This is a genomic window from Marinoscillum furvescens DSM 4134, assembly GCF_003386095.1.
Lineage (GTDB): Bacteria > Bacteroidota > Bacteroidia > Cytophagales > Cyclobacteriaceae > Marinoscillum > Marinoscillum furvescens.
In genome coordinates, this window is the sequence record NZ_QREG01000010.1 from 172,943 (window position 1) to 196,160 (window position 23,218).

General features: G+C 48.0%; 13 protein-coding genes and 1 pseudogene. 8 read left to right on the forward strand and 6 right to left on the reverse strand.

Annotated elements, in window-relative coordinates; translation table 11 throughout:
* The first annotated feature begins 300 nt into the window (after positions 1 to 300).
* The 4 genes from C7460_RS12140 (at position 301) to C7460_RS12155 (ending at position 9,183) form a co-directional block, all read left to right on the forward strand.
* Positions 301 to 2,670 (forward strand): PDZ domain-containing protein, encoded by a 2,370-nt coding sequence (locus C7460_RS12140; protein WP_245986334.1) that lies wholly within the window; start codon positions 301 to 303, stop codon positions 2,668 to 2,670.
* Positions 2,671 to 3,132: 462 nt separating this feature from the next.
* Positions 3,133 to 5,607: a galactose-binding domain-containing protein gene (locus C7460_RS12145; protein ID WP_221409509.1), complete on the forward strand. Its 2,475-nt coding sequence runs from the start codon at positions 3,133 to 3,135 to the stop codon at positions 5,605 to 5,607.
* 236 nt (positions 5,608 to 5,843) lie between these two features.
* Complete coding sequence (locus C7460_RS12150; protein ID WP_115868376.1) at positions 5,844 to 6,758, forward strand: ROK family protein; 915 nt, start codon at positions 5,844 to 5,846, stop codon at positions 6,756 to 6,758.
* Between the two features lie 73 nt (positions 6,759 to 6,831).
* Positions 6,832 to 9,183, forward strand: a complete 2,352-nt coding sequence (locus C7460_RS12155; RefSeq protein ID WP_115868377.1) for an outer membrane beta-barrel protein — start codon at positions 6,832 to 6,834, stop codon at positions 9,181 to 9,183.
* Positions 9,184 to 9,215: 32 nt separating this feature from the next.
* Here C7460_RS12155 and C7460_RS12160 read toward each other — a convergent pair whose 3' ends face one another.
* Complete coding sequence (locus C7460_RS12160; RefSeq protein WP_221409510.1) at positions 9,216 to 10,382, reverse strand: LacI family DNA-binding transcriptional regulator; 1,167 nt, start codon at positions 10,380 to 10,382, stop codon at positions 9,216 to 9,218.
* A 197-nt stretch (positions 10,383 to 10,579) separates the two neighbouring features.
* Here C7460_RS12160 and C7460_RS12165 point away from each other — a divergent pair, with 197 nt between their 5' ends.
* The 3 genes from C7460_RS12165 (at position 10,580) to C7460_RS12175 (ending at position 15,243) form a co-directional block, all read left to right on the forward strand.
* Entirely contained in the window at positions 10,580 to 11,851 is a 1,272-nt protein-coding gene (locus C7460_RS12165) for a glycoside hydrolase family 88 protein (protein ID WP_245986335.1), read from the forward strand.
* A gap of 2 nt (positions 11,852 to 11,853) precedes the next feature.
* Positions 11,854 to 13,185, forward strand: coding sequence for a sugar porter family MFS transporter (locus tag C7460_RS12170; RefSeq protein ID WP_115868378.1), 1,332 nt, complete (start codon positions 11,854 to 11,856; stop codon positions 13,183 to 13,185).
* A gap of 273 nt (positions 13,186 to 13,458) precedes the next feature.
* Positions 13,459 to 15,243, forward strand: coding sequence for a DUF5060 domain-containing protein (locus tag C7460_RS12175; RefSeq protein WP_115868379.1), 1,785 nt, complete (start codon positions 13,459 to 13,461; stop codon positions 15,241 to 15,243).
* An 863-nt stretch (positions 15,244 to 16,106) separates the two neighbouring features.
* On the opposite strand, the gene C7460_RS12180 is transcribed toward C7460_RS12175, so the two are convergent.
* From C7460_RS12180 to C7460_RS12200, 5 genes are all read right to left on the reverse strand, one after another.
* Positions 16,107 to 17,357, reverse strand: a complete 1,251-nt coding sequence (locus C7460_RS12180) for a PepSY-associated TM helix domain-containing protein (protein ID WP_115868380.1) — start codon at positions 17,355 to 17,357, stop codon at positions 16,107 to 16,109.
* Positions 17,357 to 19,663 carry a TonB-dependent receptor gene (locus C7460_RS12185; RefSeq protein ID WP_170147993.1) on the reverse strand — a complete coding sequence of 769 codons (2,307 nt, stop codon included), beginning with the start codon at positions 19,661 to 19,663 and terminating at the stop codon, positions 17,357 to 17,359. The genes C7460_RS12180 and C7460_RS12185 overlap by 1 nt, the downstream gene beginning before the upstream one ends.
* 233 nt (positions 19,664 to 19,896) lie before the next feature.
* Positions 19,897 to 20,277, reverse strand: coding sequence for a hypothetical protein (locus C7460_RS12190; RefSeq protein ID WP_115868382.1), 381 nt, complete (start codon positions 20,275 to 20,277; stop codon positions 19,897 to 19,899).
* A 91-nt stretch (positions 20,278 to 20,368) separates the two neighbouring features.
* Positions 20,369 to 21,595 (reverse strand): GTP-binding protein, encoded by a 1,227-nt coding sequence (locus C7460_RS12195; protein WP_115868383.1) that lies wholly within the window; start codon positions 21,593 to 21,595, stop codon positions 20,369 to 20,371.
* A 751-nt stretch (positions 21,596 to 22,346) separates the two neighbouring features.
* On the reverse strand, positions 22,347 to 22,649 hold the full coding sequence (locus C7460_RS12200) for a GIY-YIG nuclease family protein (protein ID WP_115868391.1): 303 nt from the start codon (positions 22,647 to 22,649) through the stop codon (positions 22,347 to 22,349).
* Between the two features lie 372 nt (positions 22,650 to 23,021).
* On the opposite strand from C7460_RS12200, the pseudogene C7460_RS12205 reads away from it, so the two are divergent.
* A pseudogene (locus tag C7460_RS12205) lies at positions 23,022 to 23,218 on the forward strand (IS110 family transposase); the annotation flags it as partial.

Below are 23,218 nucleotides of genomic sequence, written 5' to 3' on the forward strand. Positions count from 1 at the left end.
ATGGTGCATTACCTGTAGGTTATGGTCCATTACTGAGGTGAAGAGGTGTCAAATCCTGCAGGAAAATGGCTTTTTGGCATCTAAAAGACAAGGGTCTAGCAATATGTCACCATTGTTTGAAATAAGGGCTCTTTTTAGGAGAGCTGTAGTTGTAAATGAACCATGTTTTATGCCTTTTGAGTAATAATAAAAATTTGTTATTTGAATTTGAGCCTAGCTTGCTCATGTAAAATCAAACGATAGATTAAGAGGGAAGATAGGTTGGGTAAAGGCAATAATTAACACTTAGAAACGAGCAATATGAACACTAAGATTATACTGTGGTTAGCCATGAGTTTGTCGTTTTTGGCTTATGGCGGGTATTCTGAAGAAGTGCAACTATACGTAGTAGCGGATGGTGAAAAAATATCAGGTGTCCCCAAATCATCCATATTCAAATCGATACCGGATGCCCTGGAAGAGGCTCGTAAGCTAAAATCAGAGGACACGGGTTTACACGTTGTTATACATATAAAAGAGGGGGCATATTACCTGGAGTCTCCATTAGAGATCACTCCAGAGCTCAGCAATCTTACCCTCAAAGGTGAGGGGCCTGAAAGCGTTCGTATCAAAGGGTCACGCTTGTTAAAACTAAAATGGTCTGAATACGATGGAGACATCATGGTTGCTAAAGTGCCCAAAGACATCAGCTTTGATCAGTTGGTAATCAACGGACATCCTCAGATACTGGCGCGCTATCCAAACTATGACGAGTCTGCTAAATACTGGCAGGGATATGCGGCCGATGCTTTATCCAAAGAGCGAATCGCTACCTGGGAAGATCCAAAGGGTGCGTTTTTTCATGCTTTGCATGGCGGTAGATGGGGCGGTTTTCACTGGCAAGTGACTGGTGTGGATGCCAGCGGGGAGGCTATACTGGAAGGAGGCCATCAAAACAACAGAGGCTCTCGTCCACATGAGGAGTACCGCATGGTTGAAAATGTGTTCGAAGAGCTAGATAGCCCTGGTGAATGGTATTTGGACCGAAAAGAAAACAAACTCTATTTCTGGCCACAAAAGGAGGTGTCTTTGAAAAACGCCACTGTAGAGGTGTCCAGCCTTAAAAGCCTCGTGCAAGTAGTAGGTACTTTAGACAACCCGGTGCACCATGTGACGATAAGTGGTATCCGGTTTGAGCACACCCGACGTACCCTCATGGAAGATTATGAACCATTGCTGCGTAGCGACTGGATGATCTATAGAGGAAGTGCTTTGTTTTTTGAAGGTACCGAGGATTGTAAGGTTACTGATAGTGAATTTGTGCATTTGGGTGGCAATGTGCTGATGGCTAGCAGCTATAATACTGGTCTGACCATTTCAGGAAATCACATTCATGATTGTGGAGCCAGTGCGGTGTCGTTTATTGGAGATCCTTCGGCGGTACGGTCACCCTCGTTCAATTACAGAGAATACGTAGACCTGGCAGATATGGACATGCAGCCCGGACCTAAAAATGAGTTGTATCCACGAGAATGCCTGGTAGAAAATAACTTGATCTATCGGATAGGTAGGGTAGAAAAACAAACGGCTGGAGTGCAAGTCTCCATGGCGAAGGGCATCACTATAAGCCATAACTCCATCTATGACGTGCCCCGAGCAGGTATTAATATAGGCGATGGTACCTGGGGAGGGCACGTGCTGGAGTTCAATGATGTATTCAATACGGTATTGGAAACCAGCGATCATGGTTCTTTCAACTCCTGGGGGCGGGATCGCTTTTGGCTGCCAAATCGTAAGAAAATGGACAGCATCACTACTGCACATCCAGACCTGTATAAGCTGGATGCCGTTTATACCACGACTATTCGTAACAACCGATTCCGGTGTGACCATGGATGGGACATAGACCTGGATGATGGCTCTTCTAATTACCACATTTACAACAACCTGTGTTTGAATAGTGGTATCAAGCTACGCGAAGGATTTGAACGGGTGGTAGAAAACAATATACTGGTAAACAACTCGCTCCACCCGCACGTGTGGTTTGCCAACAGTCGGGATGTCTTCACTAACAATATTGTAGGTGATGCTTACCAGGACGTGAGGCTCCTGGGCTGGGGCAAGGAGTTGGATCACAACCTCTTCCCAACAAAAGAAGCTCTGATGAAATCGCAGATTTATGATCGTGATCTCAACAGTACCTATGGAGACCCGAAGTTTAAAGATCCTGCTAATCTTGACTTTTCAGTAAAGGAAGGGTCACCTGCCTTCGAAATAGGCTTTGAGAACTTTCCGATGGATCAGTTTGGTGTGCAGATACCAGCGCTCAAGGCCATGGCTAAAACACCAGAAGTGCCCGACATGAGTAAAGCTAAAAGTAGCCGTAAAGCCACTCCAGTGGTGGCATGGTTGCGCAATCAGCTCAAAAGTGTGGAATCTGAGCAAGAACAATCTGCCTATGGCCTGCCTACAGCAGAGGGTGTAATCGTATTGAGAATTTGGAAGCCCAGTCCGGCAGTGCAGGGCAATGGCTTGCGCAAAGGAGATGTGATCCTGTCCGCAGGAGGAGAAAAGATAAAGAACACCTTAGACTTTTTGACGCAAACCAAAAAATATCAGGAACAAGGGGAGATGCAAGTCGTGGTGATGCGAAATCAAAGTCCTGAAGAACTTCAGATTCGTTTGAAATAAGTATTAAAAGAACACATGATATGGTTAGGCAATGTATTTAGTTAAGTCGATTCAATAGTAGTTCTTAGATTAGTTGTTTAGAGGTTGCTTTCGTGTGAAGGTAACCTCTTTTTTTGTGCACCAAAACACACAGTGGAGGTGCCAAATTCAGAAAATGGGACGTTCTACTATTTATTGGTAATATTTTAATTAGAGTCAAAATATTTGCTAAATCAGTAATTTAGCTGTTTTAGCACCTGTGAAAAGTATCAAAATATTAATGGGTAATAATTTATAGGTTTTGGGAAGTGTGTGATTTCGGTTTAGGGAAGAGTTGTTCATCTTGATAAAAGAATCGGAGGATTACCAGCTCCGGTGAGTGGTCTATAAAGGCCATGAAATGTACAACCTAAACCAATTGATATGTTAAAACACAGCTACCTATTCAAGTGCTCAAGACAGTTGGCTCAGCGCCTTTGTCTGATGACTTTTTCTTTGCTAAGTGCCTATGCACTTTCTGCGCAAACTACAGTGTATTCACTGGATGATCTTAAACCTTATCTCGATGATGACAATGTACACGTAATACTGAGCCCGGGTACGTATACCGTCACTGGAGCTGAAGCATTGAATGGAGATTATCCGGATACGGTGATTATGAACGGTAAGACCAATAAGGTGCTCTTCCTTTTTAAAGGTAACAATAGCACCTACGATTTCACAGGTGTTACCATCAATGTGGAAACCTCGGTGTTTTCTTCTCTGGGCAATTATGATGTCAATGAGATCCAAATCCTTGGTAACAACAATGTGCTGAAAAACCTCACGTTGGTAGATTTGGGATCTGTAGACGATCGCCCTACCAAGCGCGCTCAAAACATCGTGATGGATGGCTCAGGCAATCGTATTGAAGGCTTTCATGTCACTGTAAAAGGGTCTTATCCCTATGGTTATGGAGATGCTTTTGGCAAAGGTGGCAGCTGGACCATCAAGCATTACAAGCACAGTGGCTGTCTCATTAGAGGGGAGTCCAATCATCTGAAAAACTCTACCTTTATTCAGCGCTCTTACGGACACTGTTTGTTTATGCAGGCAGCTAGTAATCCGATCATCGAGGGCTGCTACATAGAAGGAGAGATGCGCTCTACTGACGACATGCTCGCGGAGACATCTGGCCCGGCTTATGACATTGATTTCCAAACAGTGTGGGGCTATCGACTGCCCCCGGGATATATGCTTAGCCTGGGTGAAGGCGGTATTAGAGCATACAACGCCGGAACTACCCGAATCGATGGAGTGGAGTATCAGCGAGGTACTTCCAACCCTACAGTGCTCAACTGTACCATTAAAAATATGCGTACAGGCGTGGTGCTGGCGCATGCCTCAGGCACCAAATATGTAGAAGGCTGCTCAGCCATCGGTTGTGAGACAGGCTTTAGCCTGGGATCTAATGGTGATCTGGTCAACTGTAGCGCAGATGCCGCTTACGGATGGGTGTATAAAGATGCTTATGACTCCAACAATGGTGTGAATGCTGACATTACTGTTTTGCCACCAAGTGCGCCTTACTACAATGGCTCTGGGGTGCTGGCTTATATTGGAGGATACAACCATAACATTACACTTCGTAGTTCTGACCCAAATCCCAATCAAGGCATTCAGGTGATGTTTGGCGGAGATCTGCCCGGTATCCGTTTCCTAAACGGAGCCAATGCCTCGCAAAACAACCATACACCGGATAATGTAACGCTGAATAATTTTACTGGATTTCCTGTATTACTGACATCAGGTAGTTCAAACATTAGCGGTCAGTCGTGCGGTACTATTACTGACAATGGCACCTCCAATACCCTGTCACAGTCTACTGCGTGCAATAGCAATATTGCTTTATTCGGAATGGCTTCACAGTCCTCTACAGGATATGGTGGGGTGGCCAACCGTGCCATCGATGGAGACACCAACGGGAAATGGTCTGGAAATTCTGTAACGCATACCAACAATGAGGCCAATCCGTGGTGGGAAGTAGCACTGGATACGGTCTATAGCATTGGCGATATCAATATTTTTAACCGTACGGATGGCTGCTGCAAGGCCAGGCTTACCAACTTCACTGTATCGGTGATCAATGGCGGCAGCACTACCTTCTCACAGTCTTACACCTCTTATCCGGATCCTTCCATTACAGTAGATGCGGGAGGAGCTATTGGTGATGTAGTACGTGTACAGCTAGACGATACCAACCCGCTTTCTCTTGCTGAAGTGCAGGTTTTTGAAAGTGTCAACACCATCACTGTTCAGGAAAATGAAACCGGCTTTTGCGGAGTAGAGGGCACCATCGACAGCAACCATGCCGGACATACCGGAACAGGCTTTGCCAATACTACCAATAGTCTTGGGACTGGTATCGACTATGAGATAGACGGTGATGCAGGTGACTATACCTTGGTTTGGCGCTATGCCAGTACTTCTGACCGTCCGGCGGACCTCATTGTAAACAGTTCCACAGTGGCGAGCAATATTGCCTTTGACCTGACAGGAGCATGGACTTCATGGGCCAATACTGCAGCCGTGACCGTAAACCTGGCTGCCGGCGTGAAAACGGTAAGATTGGAAGGGGTGACTTCCAGTGGTCTGGCCAATATTGACTATATGGAGGTGACAGGCCCCAATGTGGCAGCCTCTAGCTGTACTTCTGGTGCCCGCAAGGCGGACACTCAGCCAAAAGTGGCACTGAGCGTATACCCGAACCCTGCTACTGACGTGCTCTATATCGATGCGCCTGAGCAGCAGTTTAAGCATTATGCTATCTTTTCGTTGGGTGGCCAGCAGCTGCGCCACGGAGTGCTGACGGCCGATCAGCAGAAAATAGATGTAAGTGGCCTCACTGGCGGTCTTTACATGCTAAAACTGAGCGGAGCAGCTACAAAGACCCAAATGATGAAAGTAGTTGTGAAATAACTTAAAAATCAAGTGTTCTGTAAAGCACTTCCCTGACTGGGAATGAAGAAATGCAGACCCTGATCCGAAGCTTATGGATTGGGGTCTGCTTTTTTATGCCTTTTTAGAAAAAGAGCATTAATTGAAAGTATTCGAGACGAAATTCAAAGCACCTCAATGTAAAAAATTACGATATTGCGCCCTCAAAACCGACTGTGCTGTCGGGAGTCTAAATCGTAAACTTTTTCAAAAAGAGAATGAACGGAAGTGACAAGCTGTGGGGTATAGACCTGGGCGGAACAAAAATAGAAGGTGTAGTATTGGCAAGTGCGGAAAATCCAGAAGTATTGTGTCGCCATCGGGTGCCCACCGAAGCTAATCAGGGCTACGAGCACGTACTGGGACAGGTGCAAAAGCTCGTCAATGTACTGCAAAACGAAACAGGAGAAAGCCCTCAACGAATAGGGATAGGGACGCCAGGAATCTGTATGCCTTCTACAGGCTTGATGAAAAACTGTAACGCTACCGCTCTCAACGGAAAGCCTATGAAAGCTGATCTGGAGAAGCTTTTGGGCATTGAAGTACGCATGGCCAATGATGCCAATTGCTTTGCACTGGCTGAAGCCACCATGGGTGCTGTAAAGCAAGATTTTCCAGACGCCAAGGTGGTGTTTGGCGTAATACTCGGCACAGGAGTAGGAGGAGGTGTGGTAGTAAACGGCCAGCTTATCAACGGCCGACATGCCATCGGTGGTGAGTGGGGACACAATTACCTGCCGGGCTTTGAAGGTCGTGACTGTTTTTGTGGTAAAAAAGGAGATAATGAAAGTGTGCTTTCTGGTCCTTCTCTGGAGTGGTACTATGCGCAGCAGTCGGGACAGCAAAAGCCGCTAAAGGAAATAGTAACGCTTGCGCGCGAAGGAAAAGACGCAGTGGCTGTAGCTACCCTCGATCGTTTGATTGCCGGCTTTGGGATGGCCATCAGCGTGGTGGTGAATATCCTCGATCCGGATGTAATAGTGATCGGAGGAGGCGTAGGGAACATTTCAGAGCTTTATACGAAAGGAGTAGAGGCCATTGCACCGAATGTGTTTGACGGCACTTTTGAAGGGGCTGTAGTGAAACCGAAGCTAGGGGATAGCGCTGGCGTTTTTGGTGCAGCATTTTTGTAGTTTTGAGAAATGAACAAACCTTTGCGCAAGACTCTGGTGGGGTTTTTGTGCGAAGGCCAGCAAATCCTGACTCATGCAATTTTTCACCAAATCCTGTACACTTTTAGCACTCATAGGAGCGTTTTCGGCCATTGGTCAGTCGCAGTACCAAATTAGTGGGGCAATAGAAAACGAAAATGAAGAGGCGGTACCATTTGCAAATGTGGTGTTTTTACAAGCCACAGACTCCTCTTTTGTATCGGGCGTGGTGGCAGCGGTGGATGGGCGGTTTCAGGCTCAGTTAGCACAGGGGTACTACCTTATTCATGTTTCGTACATTGGTTATCGAAAGACCTATACAGCGCCGTTTCTGCTGCAGACAGATACCTTGTTAAGTGCTATTAGGCTCCAGCCCAACACCCAGCAGATGCAAGAGGTAGTGGTAGAGGCTAAAAAGGTGAATGTAGAGGTGAAGCCAGGCATGACAACCTATAACCTGAGCAATACTACGGGGTTGGAGGCGAGCAGCGCTATGGATCTCATGCAAAACATACCTTCTACTGCCGTGGGCATGGATGATGAAGTCACCTACAGAGGAAGAAAGGTGGCAATTCTGATAGATGGTGTAGCTACCGATGTTGAGAATATTTTAGAGCAAATACCTGCCAGTCAGATTGCCTCCATAGAGGTAATCAGCAATCCCTCTGCCAAGTATGATGCACGCAATGGAGAGAGTGTGATCAATATTATACTCAAAAAGAATAGCACGATTGGAATAAATGGAAATATCGCTGCAACGCTCGGCGGGGACCATTACAAAAAGCTGGCAGCGGGAGCAAACTTCAGTCAAAATAAACTCAAAATAGGGATGTATGGCAATATGCGCTGGGACGAGCGGCTTGACCGCCAAACAAGCCTGCGTACAGCATACTACGATAACCCAATCCATACCCGCCAGCTATACACAGGAAACATCAACGAAATAGCTCATAATTATCGGTTGTCGCTTAGTCAAAAATTTGATGGTGGGGCGTTGGTTCAGGGAAGTATGGCGTTGGGCTTTGCTGACTACAGAAATGACCGGGAGTATGCCATATCCAGAACGAGGGCTGATACCGACGAAAGGGTTACGCTTCGTGACCGCCAGGGGCAGGATAGCCGTGCCTGGAATAGGAGCAGCCTGGTATTTCGTAAGCCTATAGGAGAAAACGCTCTCAAAATTACAGCCAAGGCGGGGTATAGCAGCAGGAAATATGCGTTTGCTTTTGTAGATAGTTTGTTTGTGGGTGAGCAGGGCTTTCAGCGAATAGCGAGAACCGACAGCATTCAGGATGATTTGATTCCAGATTGGCAGTTGGAGTTACTTGGTGATTATGAGCACACATTGCCAGGCAGTTTTCAGTTGGACTATGGAGCTTTTGCCAAAAGGCGAATTACCAGTCGCCACTACCAATACTACCGGCTGAAAGACAGCTGGGAGCTGGATAGTATACGTAGCAACCGCTATCACTATCTGGATGAGGAGTATGGCGGCTATGTTTTGCTCAATGGTCAGCATCCAGCTCACGAAACCTTTACGTTTACCGTAGGAGGACGGCTGACTTATACCTCCATAAGACCTGAAGCAGATGGTGTGGATAGCCTGACCACCAATAATTACTGGAGTCTTCAGCCTAGTTTACAGTTATCCTACCGGCTAAGCGAAACTTCTGGAGTGGCTTTGAGCTATACGCATAAAAACAAAGCGCCGAATTATCGTTTTCTTAATCCCTTTCGCACGATTTATAGTCCCAGTTTCATGAGTTATGGAAATCCACTTCTAGAGCCTGAGGTGATCCAAACTGTGGAGCTCGAGTACGATAAATCATGGAAAGACAACAAAGTCTTTGCCAGCAATAGCATTTATTACCGAAATGTATCCAATGCCACTGTAAGGCACCGGTTTGAAGATGATCAGGAGGTGATCAACAACACCTTTGCTAATGTGCCTTCTATGGGCGCTGTAGGGTTGGAGTCTATTACCCAACTGAAGCTGGTCAAGAAGCTTAAGGTTCAGAATAGCTTGAATGTTTACAATGCAGGGTATACCACCTATAACGCAGATCAGGAAGAAATACGCCGTAGAGCTACAAGCCTCACTAGCAAAACCAGTGTGGAATATACCTTGCCCAAAGGCACTTCGGCTAAAGTGCAATTCAATTGTTTCTCAGATGTGCTCACGGCACAGGGTTCCATGGAAGGATACTATTTCGCAGATGTGTACTTACGTCACCAGCTTTTTGATAAGTCTGTGAACCTTAACCTTCGTATGGCAGATGTTTTTCACACATGGAAACGCTCAGTTGATGTGGATCAGTCTGAAACATTTGTTTCTGAGAGCATATATACAAGAAATACTTCCAGATACTATTTGACCATTGCTTATAAGTTTGTTAAGTCTTCTTGAGTAGTGTTCTTGTCAGGTTAGGAAGAGGCAGCTTATCCGACTAATTGCTTATGAATGGAGCGGTCTGACGATGCACGTACCATTAGTTCGGTATTGAGGACGATGGATTCTGATTTCACTATTTCCTTATTTTTTCTGTGTTTCAAGACCTGGGTAGCGGCAATTACCCCCATATCTGTGGCCGGATGATAAATAGTGGAGAGCTGAGGTTCAATAATTGAAGATATAGGGTCATTGTTGAAGCCAATGACGGCAAGTTCTTCAGGAATCTTGATCCCTTTACTTTTGGCCGATTGAATGAGCGAGACCGCAGCTGTATCATTTGCGCTAAATACCCCGTCTGGGCGCTCATTCAAACCGAAAAGTTGTTCGGCACAGTGATGTCCATCTTCTGCGCTTAATGAACTGTGTAGAATGAGGCTTTCGTCGAGGGGGAGGTTGTGTTTGGAGAGTGCTGCTATGTAGCCTTTTTGCCGCTCGCTGTACACGTTGCGTATCTGAGAGCCTCCTAGATGCGCGATGCGTTTGCAACCCTGAGTGATCAGGTGTTCTGTGGCTTTGAAACCTGCATCAAAATTGTCAATGGCGACCAGGTCTGAGTTGAGTTGGTCAGTTACACGGTCTACAAAAACCAGCGGGATGTCCTTGTTGATAAACTGCTCAAAGTGATCAAACTTTTCGGTTTCCATAGCTAGCGAAATTACTACGCCTTCCACACGCCCTGCGAAAAGTGCCTGTGCGTTGGCCACTTCCTTCTCGTAGCTGTCCTGAGACTGGGTGATGATGACATTATAACCCGCATCGTTAGCCGCTTGTTCTATCCCGCTTATTAATGATGCAATGAAGGGCCTGTTGATCCAGGAGATAATTATACCTATGGTGTTGGTTTTGTTATTGCGAAGACTAGCAGCTATGGTGTTGGGTTGATATCCGTATTTTGCAGCATAGTTTTGAATGGCTTTTTTTGTTTTTTTGCCAATACTCGGGTGATCCTTTAGCGCTCTAGATACGGTAGAAGGAGATACCTTCAGGTGGCTCGCAATATCATAAATAGTTATCTCGCCTTTTTTCTTCATTAGAACCTGTTCATTTTTTGGATAGCCTGGTAAATGTACGATCATTTTTAAAAGCGTTTGCTTAGATTCACCATTAGATGTACTGCCTACCATTGCCAGGTAATTTGCACTTAAAACTAGCATAGAAGTCTGTCTGAAGCACTTTTGGTCATTTTGTTATCTGCTTTGAATCATAGTTGATAGTTGTGCGGAGGTGTTCTTACGATCATTGAGTTGTGAAACAAAGCGGGTGCCACGGGCACAATGCCTGGCCTATTCGGACAACACCCTTTGTTTTATATCTAAGAATTCGACGATCTAAAATGACAATGAACAACCAAATGAAAGGAATTTTCCGCGCCAGACTTGAGCAATTTGGACCGAGTATGAGTGTCCTGTTTTTTGCATTGGCTGTAGCCTCTTGCCAACTCAAGCAAAAAGAGGTTTTCAATATAGACGACCAGCTCGATTACTGTGCAGCACAAGCTGAGCGCACCATAGCCCTCACACCAGATGATGGCAAATCCATACCACGCAATATTGCTCCAAATAGCACCAAGTGGCGTTTTGTGGAGTATCAGGATTGGACCAGCGGCTTTTGGCCGGGAGTACTGTGGTACGTATATGAGCATACGCAGGAGCCAGAGTGGAAAGCCCGCGCTCAGCAGTTTAGCGAATACCTCAGACCTCTTTCGGTGAGCCCTGCCAATGATCACGACCTGGGTTTCCAAGTACACAACAGCTTTGGGCACGGCTACCGCCTCACGGGCAATGAGGATTACAAAAAAGTGGTGCTGATGACTTCAGACACGCTGGAGACACTTTACAATCCGAATGTGGGTACCATCCTATCCTGGCCACGACCAGTGCCCAATATGGAATGGCCACAGCACAACACCATCATGGATAACATGATCAACCTCGAAATGCTTTTCTGGGCTGCTAAAAACGGGGATAACAAAGGCCTCTACGACCTGGCGGTAAGCCATGCCGATAAGACAATGGCTAACCATTTTCGTGACGACTATACTTCATACCATGTGGTCGTATATGATACCCTCACGGGTGAAAAGATCAAAGGAGTGACCCACCAGGGCTATAGCGACGAAAGCATGTGGGCTCGCGGACAGGCGTGGGCCATCTATGGCTATACTATGGTCTATCGTGAGACCGGTGACGAGAAGTACCTCGACTTTGCGCAGAAGGTAACCAACGTGTACCTCGATCGCTTGCCAGAAGACATGATCACATACTGGGACTTCAATGCGCCCAATATTCCGGATGAACCTCGTGATGCCTCTGCAGCGGCTGTGGTAGCTTCTGCGCTGATAGAGCTGGCTGGCCATACCAAAGATCCTGAGCTTAGCCGCAGGTACATTACCAGTGCGCAGGCTATGCTGGAAGAGCTCTCTACAGCTGCTTACCAGAGTCGTGAGCGCAATTCGGCGTTTTTGTTGCACTCTACAGGGCATAAGCCCAACCGCAGTGAGATTGACTATTCCATTATATATGCGGACTATTACTATATTGAGGCGCTGCTAAGACTGAAAGCTTACTACAACAACGAAGAAGCTATCACGTCTGTACTGGCATTAAACGAATCAGAATCATAGCTATGAGTTCAAATAAATCTGTGCTGGCTTCAATAGCTGCAGCACTCTCTGGGTTTTTGTTTGGGTTTGATACGGTAGTCATCTCCGGCGCCAATCTCCCCATTAAAGAACTTTGGCAAACCTCTGACTGGTTTCACGGTACGTTTATCATGTCCATGGCGCTGTGGGGTACAGTAGTAGGAGCACTGCTGGCCGGTATTCCTACCAATAAGCTTGGTCGCAAAACTACGCTGGTATGGATCGGGGTGTTTTACTTCGTGTCAGCACTGGGTTCGGCATTGGCACCAGACCCTTACTCGTTTTCTCTGTTTCGCTTTATCGGTGGTTTAGGAGTAGGAGTTTCGTCTATAGCGGCACCTACTTATATCTCTGAAATCTCCGCAGCTCATAACCGTGGACGGTTGGGAATCTTGTACCAGTTCAATATCGTATTTGGAATTTTGATCGCCTATGTGTCCAACTACCTGCTCGAAGGAGTGGGGGGTGAGGCCGACTGGCGTTACATGCTGGGGATAGAAGCTTTGCCAGCGTTGGTTTACACCGTTTTGGTGATGCGTGTGCCGCAAAGTCCACGATGGCTGCTACGCCACAGAAGAGATCATGAAGCGGCCCTGGCCGCCGCTACACGGCTCACCAGCAATGCTGCCGCCGCTCAGGAGATGGTAGCAGCAGGTACTGTGTCGCCAGAGGAGGCTTCCGCCAAAAAGGCATCGCTTTTTACGGCAAAGTATTCCAAGCCATTGCTTTTGGCTTTTTTGATTGCCTTCTTCAACCAGGCCAGTGGGATCAACTTTATCCTGTATTACGCACCAGAAATTCTCGAAAAAGCAGGTTTTGGTACTTCAGGCTCTCTGTTTAGCTCCATAGTTATCGGGCTGATCAACCTGATCTTCACACTCCTGGGTATGGCGCTGATCGACAAGGCCGGTAGAAAACAGCTCATGTACATTGGGTCGTTTGGTTACATTGTGAGTTTGCTCATGGTGGCCTATGGCTTCTATACAGGCGCAGCGGCAGAGTTTAAGCTTGTATTTATCTTGATGTTTATCGCCTCACATGCCATAGGGCAGGGGGCAGTTATTTGGATATTTATTTCTGAGATATTCCCCAATCAGGTGCGGGCCTATGGTCAGGCATGGGGTAGTGGTACGCACTGGGTATTTGCGGCGCTGATCACCCTTACAGGATCATTGCTGATCAATAGCCTGGAGCCCTGGGTGGCCTTTGCCATCTTTGGTGGGCTGATGTGCCTCCAGCTGGTGTTTGTGCATTTTATGATGCCCGAGACCAAAGGTCGATCGCTGGAAGACCTGGAAAAAGAATTGATGGGATAATCCCAGAATATGTCAAGCAGAAATGTGAAAAGGCCACCAATTGGTGGCCTTTTTTGTTGAGACAATTGCTGATGCATGTGCAAGTGAGTTTGAGATAAATGGTATGGGTGCGGTAAGACGTGACTGTAGATTTGTATTTGTAGCACGTTAAAATGCCAATTCATTATTAATTGACGGTATGATCGGCTATATTAGCCGTCCCCCCTTCGCACATCTGGTACATAGGTGTGTCATTCGTTTTTTTTATTTCATAACTTAAGAATTCCAATCTTGATGAAAAATCTCAACCATTGGTGCTGCCTATTGATATTGGCAGTGCTATCTCCGTTGGTTCATGCTCAACAACTATCGGGTGAACTCAAAAAATGGCACAAAGTAACCCTAACCTTTGAAGGGCCTGAAGCTTCCGAGTCCGACGAGTTTAACCCTTTTATGAACTATCGACTCAATGTCACATTTAAGCATGCCGCCACAGGTAAAGAATACCTCGTTCCGGGATATTTTGCTGCAGATGGCGATGCTGGCAATTCCTCTGCTACTTCTGGGAATAAATGGAAGGTACATTTTGCACCTGACGAAGAAGGCGCATGGACTTATGTGGTTCAGTTTCGTAAAGGCAATTATGTAGCGGTAAGCGACCGAAAGGATACCGGGGTAAGCGGCGAATACATGGACGGTGCTACCGGAAGCTTCCAAATAGGCGCTAGCGACAAATCCGGAAGGGATTTTAGAGCCAAAGGAAGGCTTCAGTATGTAGGTGAGCGGTATTTACGCTTTACCGAAAGTGGTGAGTATTTCCTGAAAAGTGGTGCAGATGCACCAGAAAACCTGTTTGCGTATGCAGATTTTGATGGCACATTTCACGATGATGGCCACAAAGATCAGCTGGTAAAGACCTATGAAGCACACCTGCGGGACTATCGTGGTGGAGACCCTACCTGGCAGGATGGCAAAGGAAAAGCACTAATCGGAGCACTCAATTACCTGGCATCTGAAGGCATGAATGCTGTGTCGTTTCTTACGCTCAATATCAAAGGCGATGATCAGAATGTATTCCCTTTCACAGACTATGATACTTATGACCGCTATGATGTGTCTAAGCTGGATCAGTGGGAGATTGTGATGGATCATGCGCAGCAGTTGGGGCTGTTTTTGCATTTCAAAACTCAGGAAGTGGAAAATCAGGGACTGCTGGACAATGGCGGTGTTGGTGCACACCGCAAGCTGTACTACCGGGAGCTGATCGCACGTTTTGGTCATCACCTGGCCCTCAACTGGAACATGTGTGAAGAGGTGGGTGACTGGGTGAAAAATAATCGCACAGCGCCACAGTTTAAGTATCAAAAACTGGCCATGGCTCAATACTTTTATGACCATGACCCCTATCGCCACCATGTAGTGATTCACAATGGAGCCCCTTTTTATGATGTGCTGGGGACAGAATCAAAATATACAGGTGCATCACTGCAGACTCACCACAAAAATTTTGATCTCGTGCATCCTCACACGCTGAAATGGCTCAAGGCCTCTAAGGAAGCAGGGAAACAGTGGGCTGTGGCTGTGGACGAGCCAGGCGATGCACAGCACTCACTGGTGCCCGATAAAGATGACCCTGAGCACAACCTGGCCCGACAAAATGCACTCTGGGGAGCCCTTACGGCTGGTGCGTGGGGGCTTGAGTGGTATTTTGGCTACAAGCATGACCACAGTGACCTCACCTGTCAGGACTGGCGCTCGCGTGACCTGTTTTGGGATCAGTGCAAGATTGCCCTTGACTTTTTCAATGCATTGCCCTTTTGGCAGATGGAGAACCATGACGAGCTACTGAGTACAAAAGATTATTGCTTTGCTCAACCAGGCGAGGTGTATGTGGTGTACCTGCGAACAGGTGGAAGTACCGTACTGGACATGCAGACTGAAGGAGATTTTACCATTCAGTGGTTTAACCCCCGAACCGGTGAATATTTGAAAAAGCCTAAAAAGCTAACCGCAGGAAAAGTAACCCTTGAGGCGCCTAAAAAGGGCGATGACGACTGGGCTGCATTGATCAAGCGATAAAGGACATGTGATTGTGTTGTGGTGTTGTGACCTGCGGCTTTGAAGTGTATATGCCGCTGCAGGTGTTGTCACCTGCGGCTATCAGAAGCACTTTGTTTTAAATGTAGTTAACTTCATCTGGCATGTAGAAACCCTGGAGGTTTAGAGAACCTCCAGGGTTTTTTTGTGAGTTGGTGGGTTCAGCCAGCCTACAGCGTGACAGTCCCGCCTGCGGCGAGGTAAACCCACCTGCGGCAAGGTAAACCCGCCTACAGCGTGGCAGGCCCCCGGTTTTGTCATGTTGAGTTGGCGGGCGGCTAGTCGTGGACGGCTAGTCGCGGACGGCTGGTCGCGGACGGCCAGTCTCGAAACATTAGGCAAAACCATTTGGGATGTGGTATGATGAGTCGGTTCTATCTTTCGACCATGCCTACGGCAGGCAGGCTCAAGATGACCCGACTCAGCGTGACCACCAGTTCCTGGCGACTCGACCATGTCTACGGCAGGCCCGTTGGTTTTGTCATAGTTAGCTTGGGGGACGCCCAGTCGCGGACGGCCAGTCTCGAACTATCAGACAAAACATTTTGCACTATTGAGTTGGGGGCTTACCCGTCGAGTCTTATCCTTTTGTGAGGTTTTGACTTGCAGTCGAGTCTTATCCTTCGACCATGCCTTCGGCAGGCAGGCAGGCTCAGGGTGCCTCCCCAGCTCAAGATGACTCGACCATGCCAACGGCAGGTCCGCCTTTGCCACTGCAGGTGTTGTCACCTGCAGGCATGAAACGTGGCTTTTCTTTGCCGCTGCAGGGGTTGTCACCTGCGGCTATGAAACGAAGCTTTTCTCCATGTAAATTACAAGTCCATAAATGTCTACGAATATTTGCTCTAAGTGGCCTGTAGCTGGAGTTTACGCTTCCGGTGGCGAATAAATTCGCCTAAGGCAATACACACTACACTAGCTCCAAACATGGGTAGCAGCATACAAAGCGCGGCAAGGCTTATCAAATAGGTAGGTTTTACCTGATAGGAATGCCGCTCGGGGATCCCATAGTTGTTGCGCTTGTGCCGAAATGCAAATGCAAGTAATCCAGAGCTGCTGATGATCACCAGAAATAGAGCGGTGATAAGTACCAGTGTCCAGTTCCAACTACCAAACTGCCCCTGATGGAAGGCCATGGCCCACATGCGGGCACGCATCAGCATACCTACATCGCTCCACTGCAGTCTATCCAGCTCCTGTCCCGTGTACTGGTCCAGATGAATGGCTACCTGATCCGAAAGGTTGGCGTAGTGGGTGTTGTGGATGCTGTAAACACCTGTGGGGCCTTTTGGAATGGAGATGGCTACTTCTCCGGGGAGCTGATAGCTCTCGGCGAGGGTTATTACCTCATCAAGTGATAGTGGTGTGTCAGACGGGGTGGATTGGATACCGCGTCCAGACCACTCCATGGGAAAGCCTGTACGTGTTTGGTCTTGTACCCATTTGAAGCCACCACCCCATACGTCGGTCCAGGGGAGGCCGCCAGCCAGTATGAGCAGTAGTACTACCGAAAACCAAAAGCCGCTTACCATGTGCAGGTCTCTGAAAAACACTGCCCTGGGGGCTGCAAATCGGATGCGTACCAGTTTGATCAGGTCTTTGCGCCTGAGCGGTAAAAACAGGTATATCCCTGTGATGATAAGCACTACCAGCCAGCTTCCCACCAGCTCTATGAGCAAAGTGCCGGGTTTGCCAGCAAGGAGTTCGCCATGGAGCTTGCGTACCTGGTACATGTCAGAGCTGGTAGCCGACCAAACACCCTTTGCTTTGCCGGTATAGGGGTCCAGATACCAGGTAGACTTGGCGCCAAAGCGCCCGGATACAAAAGCTATGGCTTCATTTTCTCCGGTTGGTAAGAGGATGCTATTGATGGGCTTTTCCCATTTTTCTGATGCTATACGGTATTGTTCATCATAACTGAGACGCTGCTCGCCTTTTTGGACCTGACGCAGAGCACGCAGGTCTTCTGCTTCGTAGGTGTCCTTAAACAGGTAGATGATACCAGTGATGGAGAGCAATAGAATAAAGGGCAGGCAAAAGACACCTCCGATGAGGTGCCATTTCCAGATCCAGTTGTGGGCTGATTTCGTTCGCATTAGTTGGTGCTTTTAAATTGGTAACCGATACTAAGCTGCCAGGTACGGGGGATTCCCAGTGTGTAGGTGGTGCCCCAGCTGGAAGCACTGGCGCGTGGAGACCAAAGTTCGTCGGAGAGGTTGAGTATGGCAGCCGAAAGCTGAAAGCCTCCAAGCTGATAGCGTGCCCGCACATTCCACAAACTAAAACCATCATACTGGCGGGTGTTGTCGCTATTCATCCAGTAGGGGCCCAGGTGTTGGTTTTCTAATGACACACCGAGATTAGGTACGAATGAAGGTTTGTAACTCACCTCCCAATTGTACTGCACATTGGCTCCATGAGGCATTTCGTTGCCACTGTAGTCGTTGCCATTTTCCACGAATGTGACAAACTCATGGCGTGCAAAAGCGCCACTCCAGCGAAATGATACCCCTGCCTTATGCGATGCCTGGAGCTGATATTCGATACCACGGCTGGAGGTCTCGCCGGCATTTCGATTTTGATAGGTGCCATCATCTAGCTGTACGGAGATGATTTGGTTGGTAGCGCTCATCTGGTAGAGCGAGAGGCTGAGGTTTGCTCTAAGTTGGTCAGAGAGCTGTGCGGCATACCAGCCGCCTACCTCATAGCTATGATAGATGGATGGGTCCAAAGTAGGGACTTTTACCCCATTGTAAAGCTCGCCCACTTGCGGAGGCACAAAGCCCTGTGCATAGTTGGCATACATGCCCTTGCTGGGCGAGAGGGTAAGTGTAACGCCTATTTTGGGAGTGATGGCCTGAAAAGTACTGCGGGCATCTGGTGATCCTGAAAATGCTGATGGTTCCAGGTGGTTGGTATGCAGGTATTGGAACCGGTCATAGCGCAGGGATGCTGAGAGCTGCAGCTTTTCCAGGGGAGAGAGCTTGAGTGTGGCATAGCTTCCCAGGTTGGTGAGGACGATGCTGTTGTTGGTGAGCAATGAGTCTGGCTGCTCGTAGCTGGTGTAGGTGCCGTTTTCGTCCCGGTCTACGGAGATGTACTCTTCGAAATAGTCCGTAGGGCTATGGTCTATTGATAAGCCGGCGATGAGCTGCGCATTGAGCTGTGGTAGCTTTTGTGCATGCTGTAGCAGGGTGCCTATGCTTTCGAAGGAGCGCTCGTTGATGGTGCCTGAAGAAGACCCTGTGGTGCGATCTGTGCGGATGCGGTAGGAGGGGATTTGCCCCAGGCGGTTGACTCTGCCAAAGATACGCGCAGTAGTATTGGCATTTGGTGTCCAGTCGTGATGGAGCGTAGCCTGCGCACGCAGGGCACTCACCTCGCGGTTGGTAAACGTCTGCTGGCTGGTGACATCTCCTCCGTAAAAGGCTGCACTGTCGAGGCTCCCGGTCATATCGGTGAGGAGGTAGGCATAGGTGAGTGAGGCATTGAGGTCAGTTTTTGGCGACAGTACCTGCGTCACTTTGAGGGTAGCGCCGTACTTGTTCATGTCGCTATGCTCAAAATACCCATTTCGCCGTATGGCGCTGTATCCTGCTACCAGAAAACCGGTGTTACCCTGTGTGGTACTGGCAGAGGCATCCGCGCGGTACAGTCCGTTGGAGTTGGTGCGAATAGCTGCCTGTGCAGTGGGGGCCAGTGTTGGTTTTTTGGTAATCACGTTGATGACACCTCCGATGGCTTCTGCACCGTAAGTGGAGGATGCCGGTCCGCGGATGACTTCTATGCTGCTGATAGCTGCCTGATTCAGCTCATTCATGGCATTGTGATTGAATACGCCCGTAGGACGCGTGGGGAGGCCATCTTCGAGGTAGAGGAATAGTCCCTTGGAGGAAATAGGCTGCCTGATGGCTGTCATGTGCTGCTCGTTGGCCAGGTCGGCCACAAAGACTCCAGGTACTTTGTTGAGCACCTGATCCAGGGTGTTGGGCGCGGTTTCCTCTATGGTGGTGAGTGAAAGTGTAGAAATGGCTGCAGGCACCTCTGAACGCAGCTCGCGCTCACGGTTGGCGGACACGACCACCTGCTCCAGAGCATTGGTGGCGGGCTCCAGCCCAATAGCCGGGGAGGTAAGGAGCTCTTTAGCTGTAAGCTGTAGCGGCTTGTAGCCCACATAGCTGATTTGTAGGGTAGGGTTTTCCTCTGCAGAGGAAAGAGAAAAAGCGCCCAGGGTGTTGGTAATTGTGCCCTGAGTGGTGTTTACTATGAGAATTTCTGCTCCAATGAGCGGTTCACCTGTGCTTTTGTCGGTGATGGATCCTGTGAATGTATTTTGGGCGTATGCCCCTAGAGAATAGCATAGCGCCAATAAGGCAATGATTCCTTGCTGTATGTTTTTCATGTGTATGTACAAAATATGGGGACATGCAGGTGGCTGGCACCTGCGCATTTGTCCGGTGTATGAAATGGAAAAGAAGTGGGTGAGCACCAAATGTGACGAAAGTAGCCGGTGCCGATTGCCGACTAGAGGAAAGGCAGAGCCCTGATCCCGGCAGTCGGTGTACGGCATGACGATCCCGTCCCGGTCTGCGAATGCACGCTACCGGTTGTGATGGATGCTCAGAAGGTGCGGGGCTAGCCTTGTGGTGGTCGGAAGATTCCTATCACCCTGTGAATGGGGGTAGCGTGAGATTCTGGGTGGAGCTTTTGTGCCGACCAGCGGAAAGTAGTGTTTAAATCAATGGGGTGACTATCCGACTGAAAAAACTGGATTTGCTGGAATTCCTGTGTGGATTGGTCTTCCTGCTCTTGCTGCTCTGCAGCTCTGGATAGCTGATCGTCCAGATAGCACTGGGCTCTACAGACGGTGATGGGCTGGTCGCGGTTGATACAAAGCACCTCGGCCAGGTAGTCACGGCGCAGCTCAAAATCCAAATAGATGAGTGGCGTGACCAGTACGCTGCCCAGGTTGGACAGTGCTATAAGTGCAATTACCGATGACCGTATCCATGTCATGCCGCAAAACTCTGTTGCAACTGTTTTAAATCAAAGCAAAAGGAGGTGAATATTTTACCACCATTCAAGTAGAGCAGTTGGGGAGCAACTGTCATATGGGCCAATCATCCTGAAAGGTGTTGCCAGACTGCATTCCGATGGCTTCATAGTCTGTAACGAGGCAGCTGTCCAGCTCTTTGGTGATGCGCTCCTTATCCATGTCCTGCCCGATGAAAACGAGTTCATTCATTCGGTCGCCCCATTGCGAGTCCCATTTCATTTGGATCTCCCGTTGGTTTTCCAGATACGAGGGGCTCATGGCGCGCTGCTTTAGCGGTACACTTGCCCACCAGCGGCCATACACTTCTGCTTTGAGCGAACCGCCTGCCTGGCTCCACAGGATGGCTTTGTCTTCACGTGAGGCGATCCAAAAGATGCCTTTGCTGCGAATGATGGTGGTGGGGAAGGATTTGCTGACATAGTCCAAAAAACGGGCCGGGTGAAAGGGCCGGGCGTTGCGGTAGACAAATGAGCTGATGCCGTATTCTTCCGTTTCGGGGCTGTGACTGATACCTTTTTGTGCCAGCTCCAGTTCCTTTTGCCAGCCAGCCGACTGCTCTGCTTCGTCATAGTCAAACAAACCAGTGTTGAGTATCTCTTTTGGGTCTATCTGGCTGTGCTGCGATCGCAGAATTTTGGCTTTCGGGTTGAGCTTATGGAGGGTTTTTTCTAGCAGTCCGAGCTGTTCCGGGCTTACCAGGTCCGTTTTGTTGAGCAGGATTACATTGGCAAATTCCACCTGATCGGTGAGCAAGTTTACAATGGAGCGCTCGTCTTCTGGGTCATCGGTCATTTTTCGGTCCAGTATAGAGTCGGCACTGCCAAAATCCTTAAAGAAGTTGAAGGCATCTACTACTGTGACCATGGTGTCGAGCTGACTGATTTGGGTGAGGTCGTACAGCTCGTCGCCAGTGGCAAAAGAAAACGTCTGAGCTACAGGGATGGGTTCCGAGATGCCGGTACTCTCAATGAGGAGGTAGTCAAACTTGTTCATCTTGGCTAGCTTTTCCACTTCGATCATGAGGTCTTCGCGGAGGGTACAGCAGATGCATCCGTTGCTCATTTCCACGAGTTTTTCATCCGTTCGGGAGAGCTGGGCCCCGTTTGCGATGAGCTTTTCGTCGATGTTGATCTCGCTCATGTCGTTGACAATCACGGCTACTTTGAGGCCTTGTCGGTTGTTGAGTACATGGTTGAGCAGGGTGGTTTTTCCTGCTCCAAGAAAGCCACTCAGTACGGTGACGGGTAGTTTTTTCTTTCTTTTTAAAAAATCAATCATCCTGTATGTAGTCGTTTGGGTATTAAAGAGGCTACTATGGTCTCCTGTGCCTTTGGGTACTTCCTTTAAATGCAATTATGTTGCAAATTAAATTATTCATTTCGTGTAAATGCAATAAAGTTGCGGAAAAGATTGCCTGATGAATGAAAAAGCCAGGGTATTGGTGTAGGAGGTGTCTTACAGGGGCCTGTAGCAGGTACTATTTGAGAAAAAGAGTGGGATGTGAAGAAACCCTGGAGGTTTTGAAAACCTCCAGGGTTTTTGGGAGGTGGTGGGTTTTGTTATGGTGAGTTCGAAAGTTTTGTCATGGTGAAATGGCGGTTTTGTCATAGTGAGCCCGTCGGTTTTGTCATGGTGAGCCCGTCGAAGCATTAGACAAAACCTTGTGCAGCATCGAACTGGCGGCCTTACCCTTCGACAGGCTCCATGCCTGCGGCAGGTAAACAAGGTGACCACCAGTTCGAGGTGACCCGACCATGCCTCCGCAGGCCCGCCTCCGGCGTGGTGAGCCCGTTGGTTTTGTCATGGTGAGTTGGCGGTTTTGTCATAGTGAGCCCGTCGGTTTTGTCATGGTGAGCCTGCCTCTGTCGGCAGACAGGCCCGTCGAAGCATTAGACAAAACCATGTGCAGCATCGAACTGGCGGTCTGACCCTTCGACGGGCTCAGGGTGACCACCAGTTCCAGGCGACTCGACTCAGGGTTGATCTACCAGCCTGAGATTAAAATCGAGTAATGATGTTTTCTTAGTTTTTAGTCCTCCTTAGATTTCAGCGAGTAGTTTTTTGCTAATTCAGGAAGGAGGTCCCAATTACGTGCGATAAGCGCTTCTTTCTTTTCTCTGCGCCAACCTTTGATTTGCTTTTCGAAATCAATGGCGTGGTTTACATTTTGAAAATATTCTTGAAATACGAGTTTCACTGGTCGTCTATTGAAGGTATATGACTTTGGGTCTAATCCTTCATGGTGTTCAGATAGCCTTCTTTCCAGATTATTGGTCATGCCTACGTAGTAAGCTCCATTGTGACATTCCAAGATGTAAACTGCGTATCTCATAAAAGGATCATTAATGAAAACATTAAAAATAACTTTTAAAGAATTTTTGTCATAGTGTGCCCGTCGGTTTTGTCTTGGTGAGCCCGCCTCCGGCATGGCAGGCCGGTTGGTTTTGTCATGTTGATTTGGCGGTTTTGTCATGCTGAGAAGTAACAGTTTTGCAAACCGCACAAAATGAGGTGACGTTTAATACTAGAGCTGCGCAATATGTCCGTACTAGGGAATAGTGCTTGTATGCCTGTTGCTGAGCCTGGATGGAAGAAAAGAGTCACAAATTATGGTGCTTCATATTTTTATGAATGCCCGGTCGGTAGTCTGTCACAGTGTTAATTTCTTTCAGCGCAGCATTTTACATCTTTAGCAGTATTATTTATGAAAAAGATTAGGGAAAACTGCGCAGGGATTGATATTGGCGCTAAGAACATTTTTGTCTCTATCAAAAATGGGGAGGTTCGTGTATTTGAAACCTTCACTTCTGGATTAAGAGAGGCTGTTGAGTATTTGATTACCAACAAGGTTGAAACTGTTGCGATGGAAGCTACAGGAGTTTATTGGGTGATTCTTTACGA

Coding starts and splice junctions, on each gene's coding strand:
- C7460_RS12170 (WP_115868378.1), top strand. CDS start 11,854: ATGAGTTCAAATAAATCTGTGCTGGCTTCAATAGCTGCAGCACTCTCT.
- C7460_RS12180 (WP_115868380.1), bottom strand. CDS start 17,357: ATGCGAACGAAATCAGCCCACAACTGGATCTGGAAATGGCACCTCATC.
- C7460_RS12155 (WP_115868377.1), top strand. CDS start 6,832: ATGCAATTTTTCACCAAATCCTGTACACTTTTAGCACTCATAGGAGCG.
- C7460_RS12185 (WP_170147993.1), bottom strand. CDS start 19,663: ATGAAAAACATACAGCAAGGAATCATTGCCTTATTGGCGCTATGCTAT.
- C7460_RS12200 (WP_115868391.1), bottom strand. CDS start 22,649: ATGAGATACGCAGTTTACATCTTGGAATGTCACAATGGAGCTTACTAC.
- C7460_RS12175 (WP_115868379.1), top strand. CDS start 13,459: ATGAAAAATCTCAACCATTGGTGCTGCCTATTGATATTGGCAGTGCTA.
- C7460_RS12195 (WP_115868383.1), bottom strand. CDS start 21,595: ATGATTGATTTTTTAAAAAGAAAGAAAAAACTACCCGTCACCGTACTG.
- C7460_RS12140 (WP_245986334.1), top strand. CDS start 301: ATGAACACTAAGATTATACTGTGGTTAGCCATGAGTTTGTCGTTTTTG.
- C7460_RS12150 (WP_115868376.1), top strand. CDS start 5,844: ATGAACGGAAGTGACAAGCTGTGGGGTATAGACCTGGGCGGAACAAAA.
- C7460_RS12190 (WP_115868382.1), bottom strand. CDS start 20,277: ATGACATGGATACGGTCATCGGTAATTGCACTTATAGCACTGTCCAAC.
- C7460_RS12160 (WP_221409510.1), bottom strand. CDS start 10,382: ATGCTAGTTTTAAGTGCAAATTACCTGGCAATGGTAGGCAGTACATCT.
- C7460_RS12145 (WP_221409509.1), top strand. CDS start 3,133: ATGACTTTTTCTTTGCTAAGTGCCTATGCACTTTCTGCGCAAACTACA.
- C7460_RS12165 (WP_245986335.1), top strand. CDS start 10,580: ATGAAAGGAATTTTCCGCGCCAGACTTGAGCAATTTGGACCGAGTATG.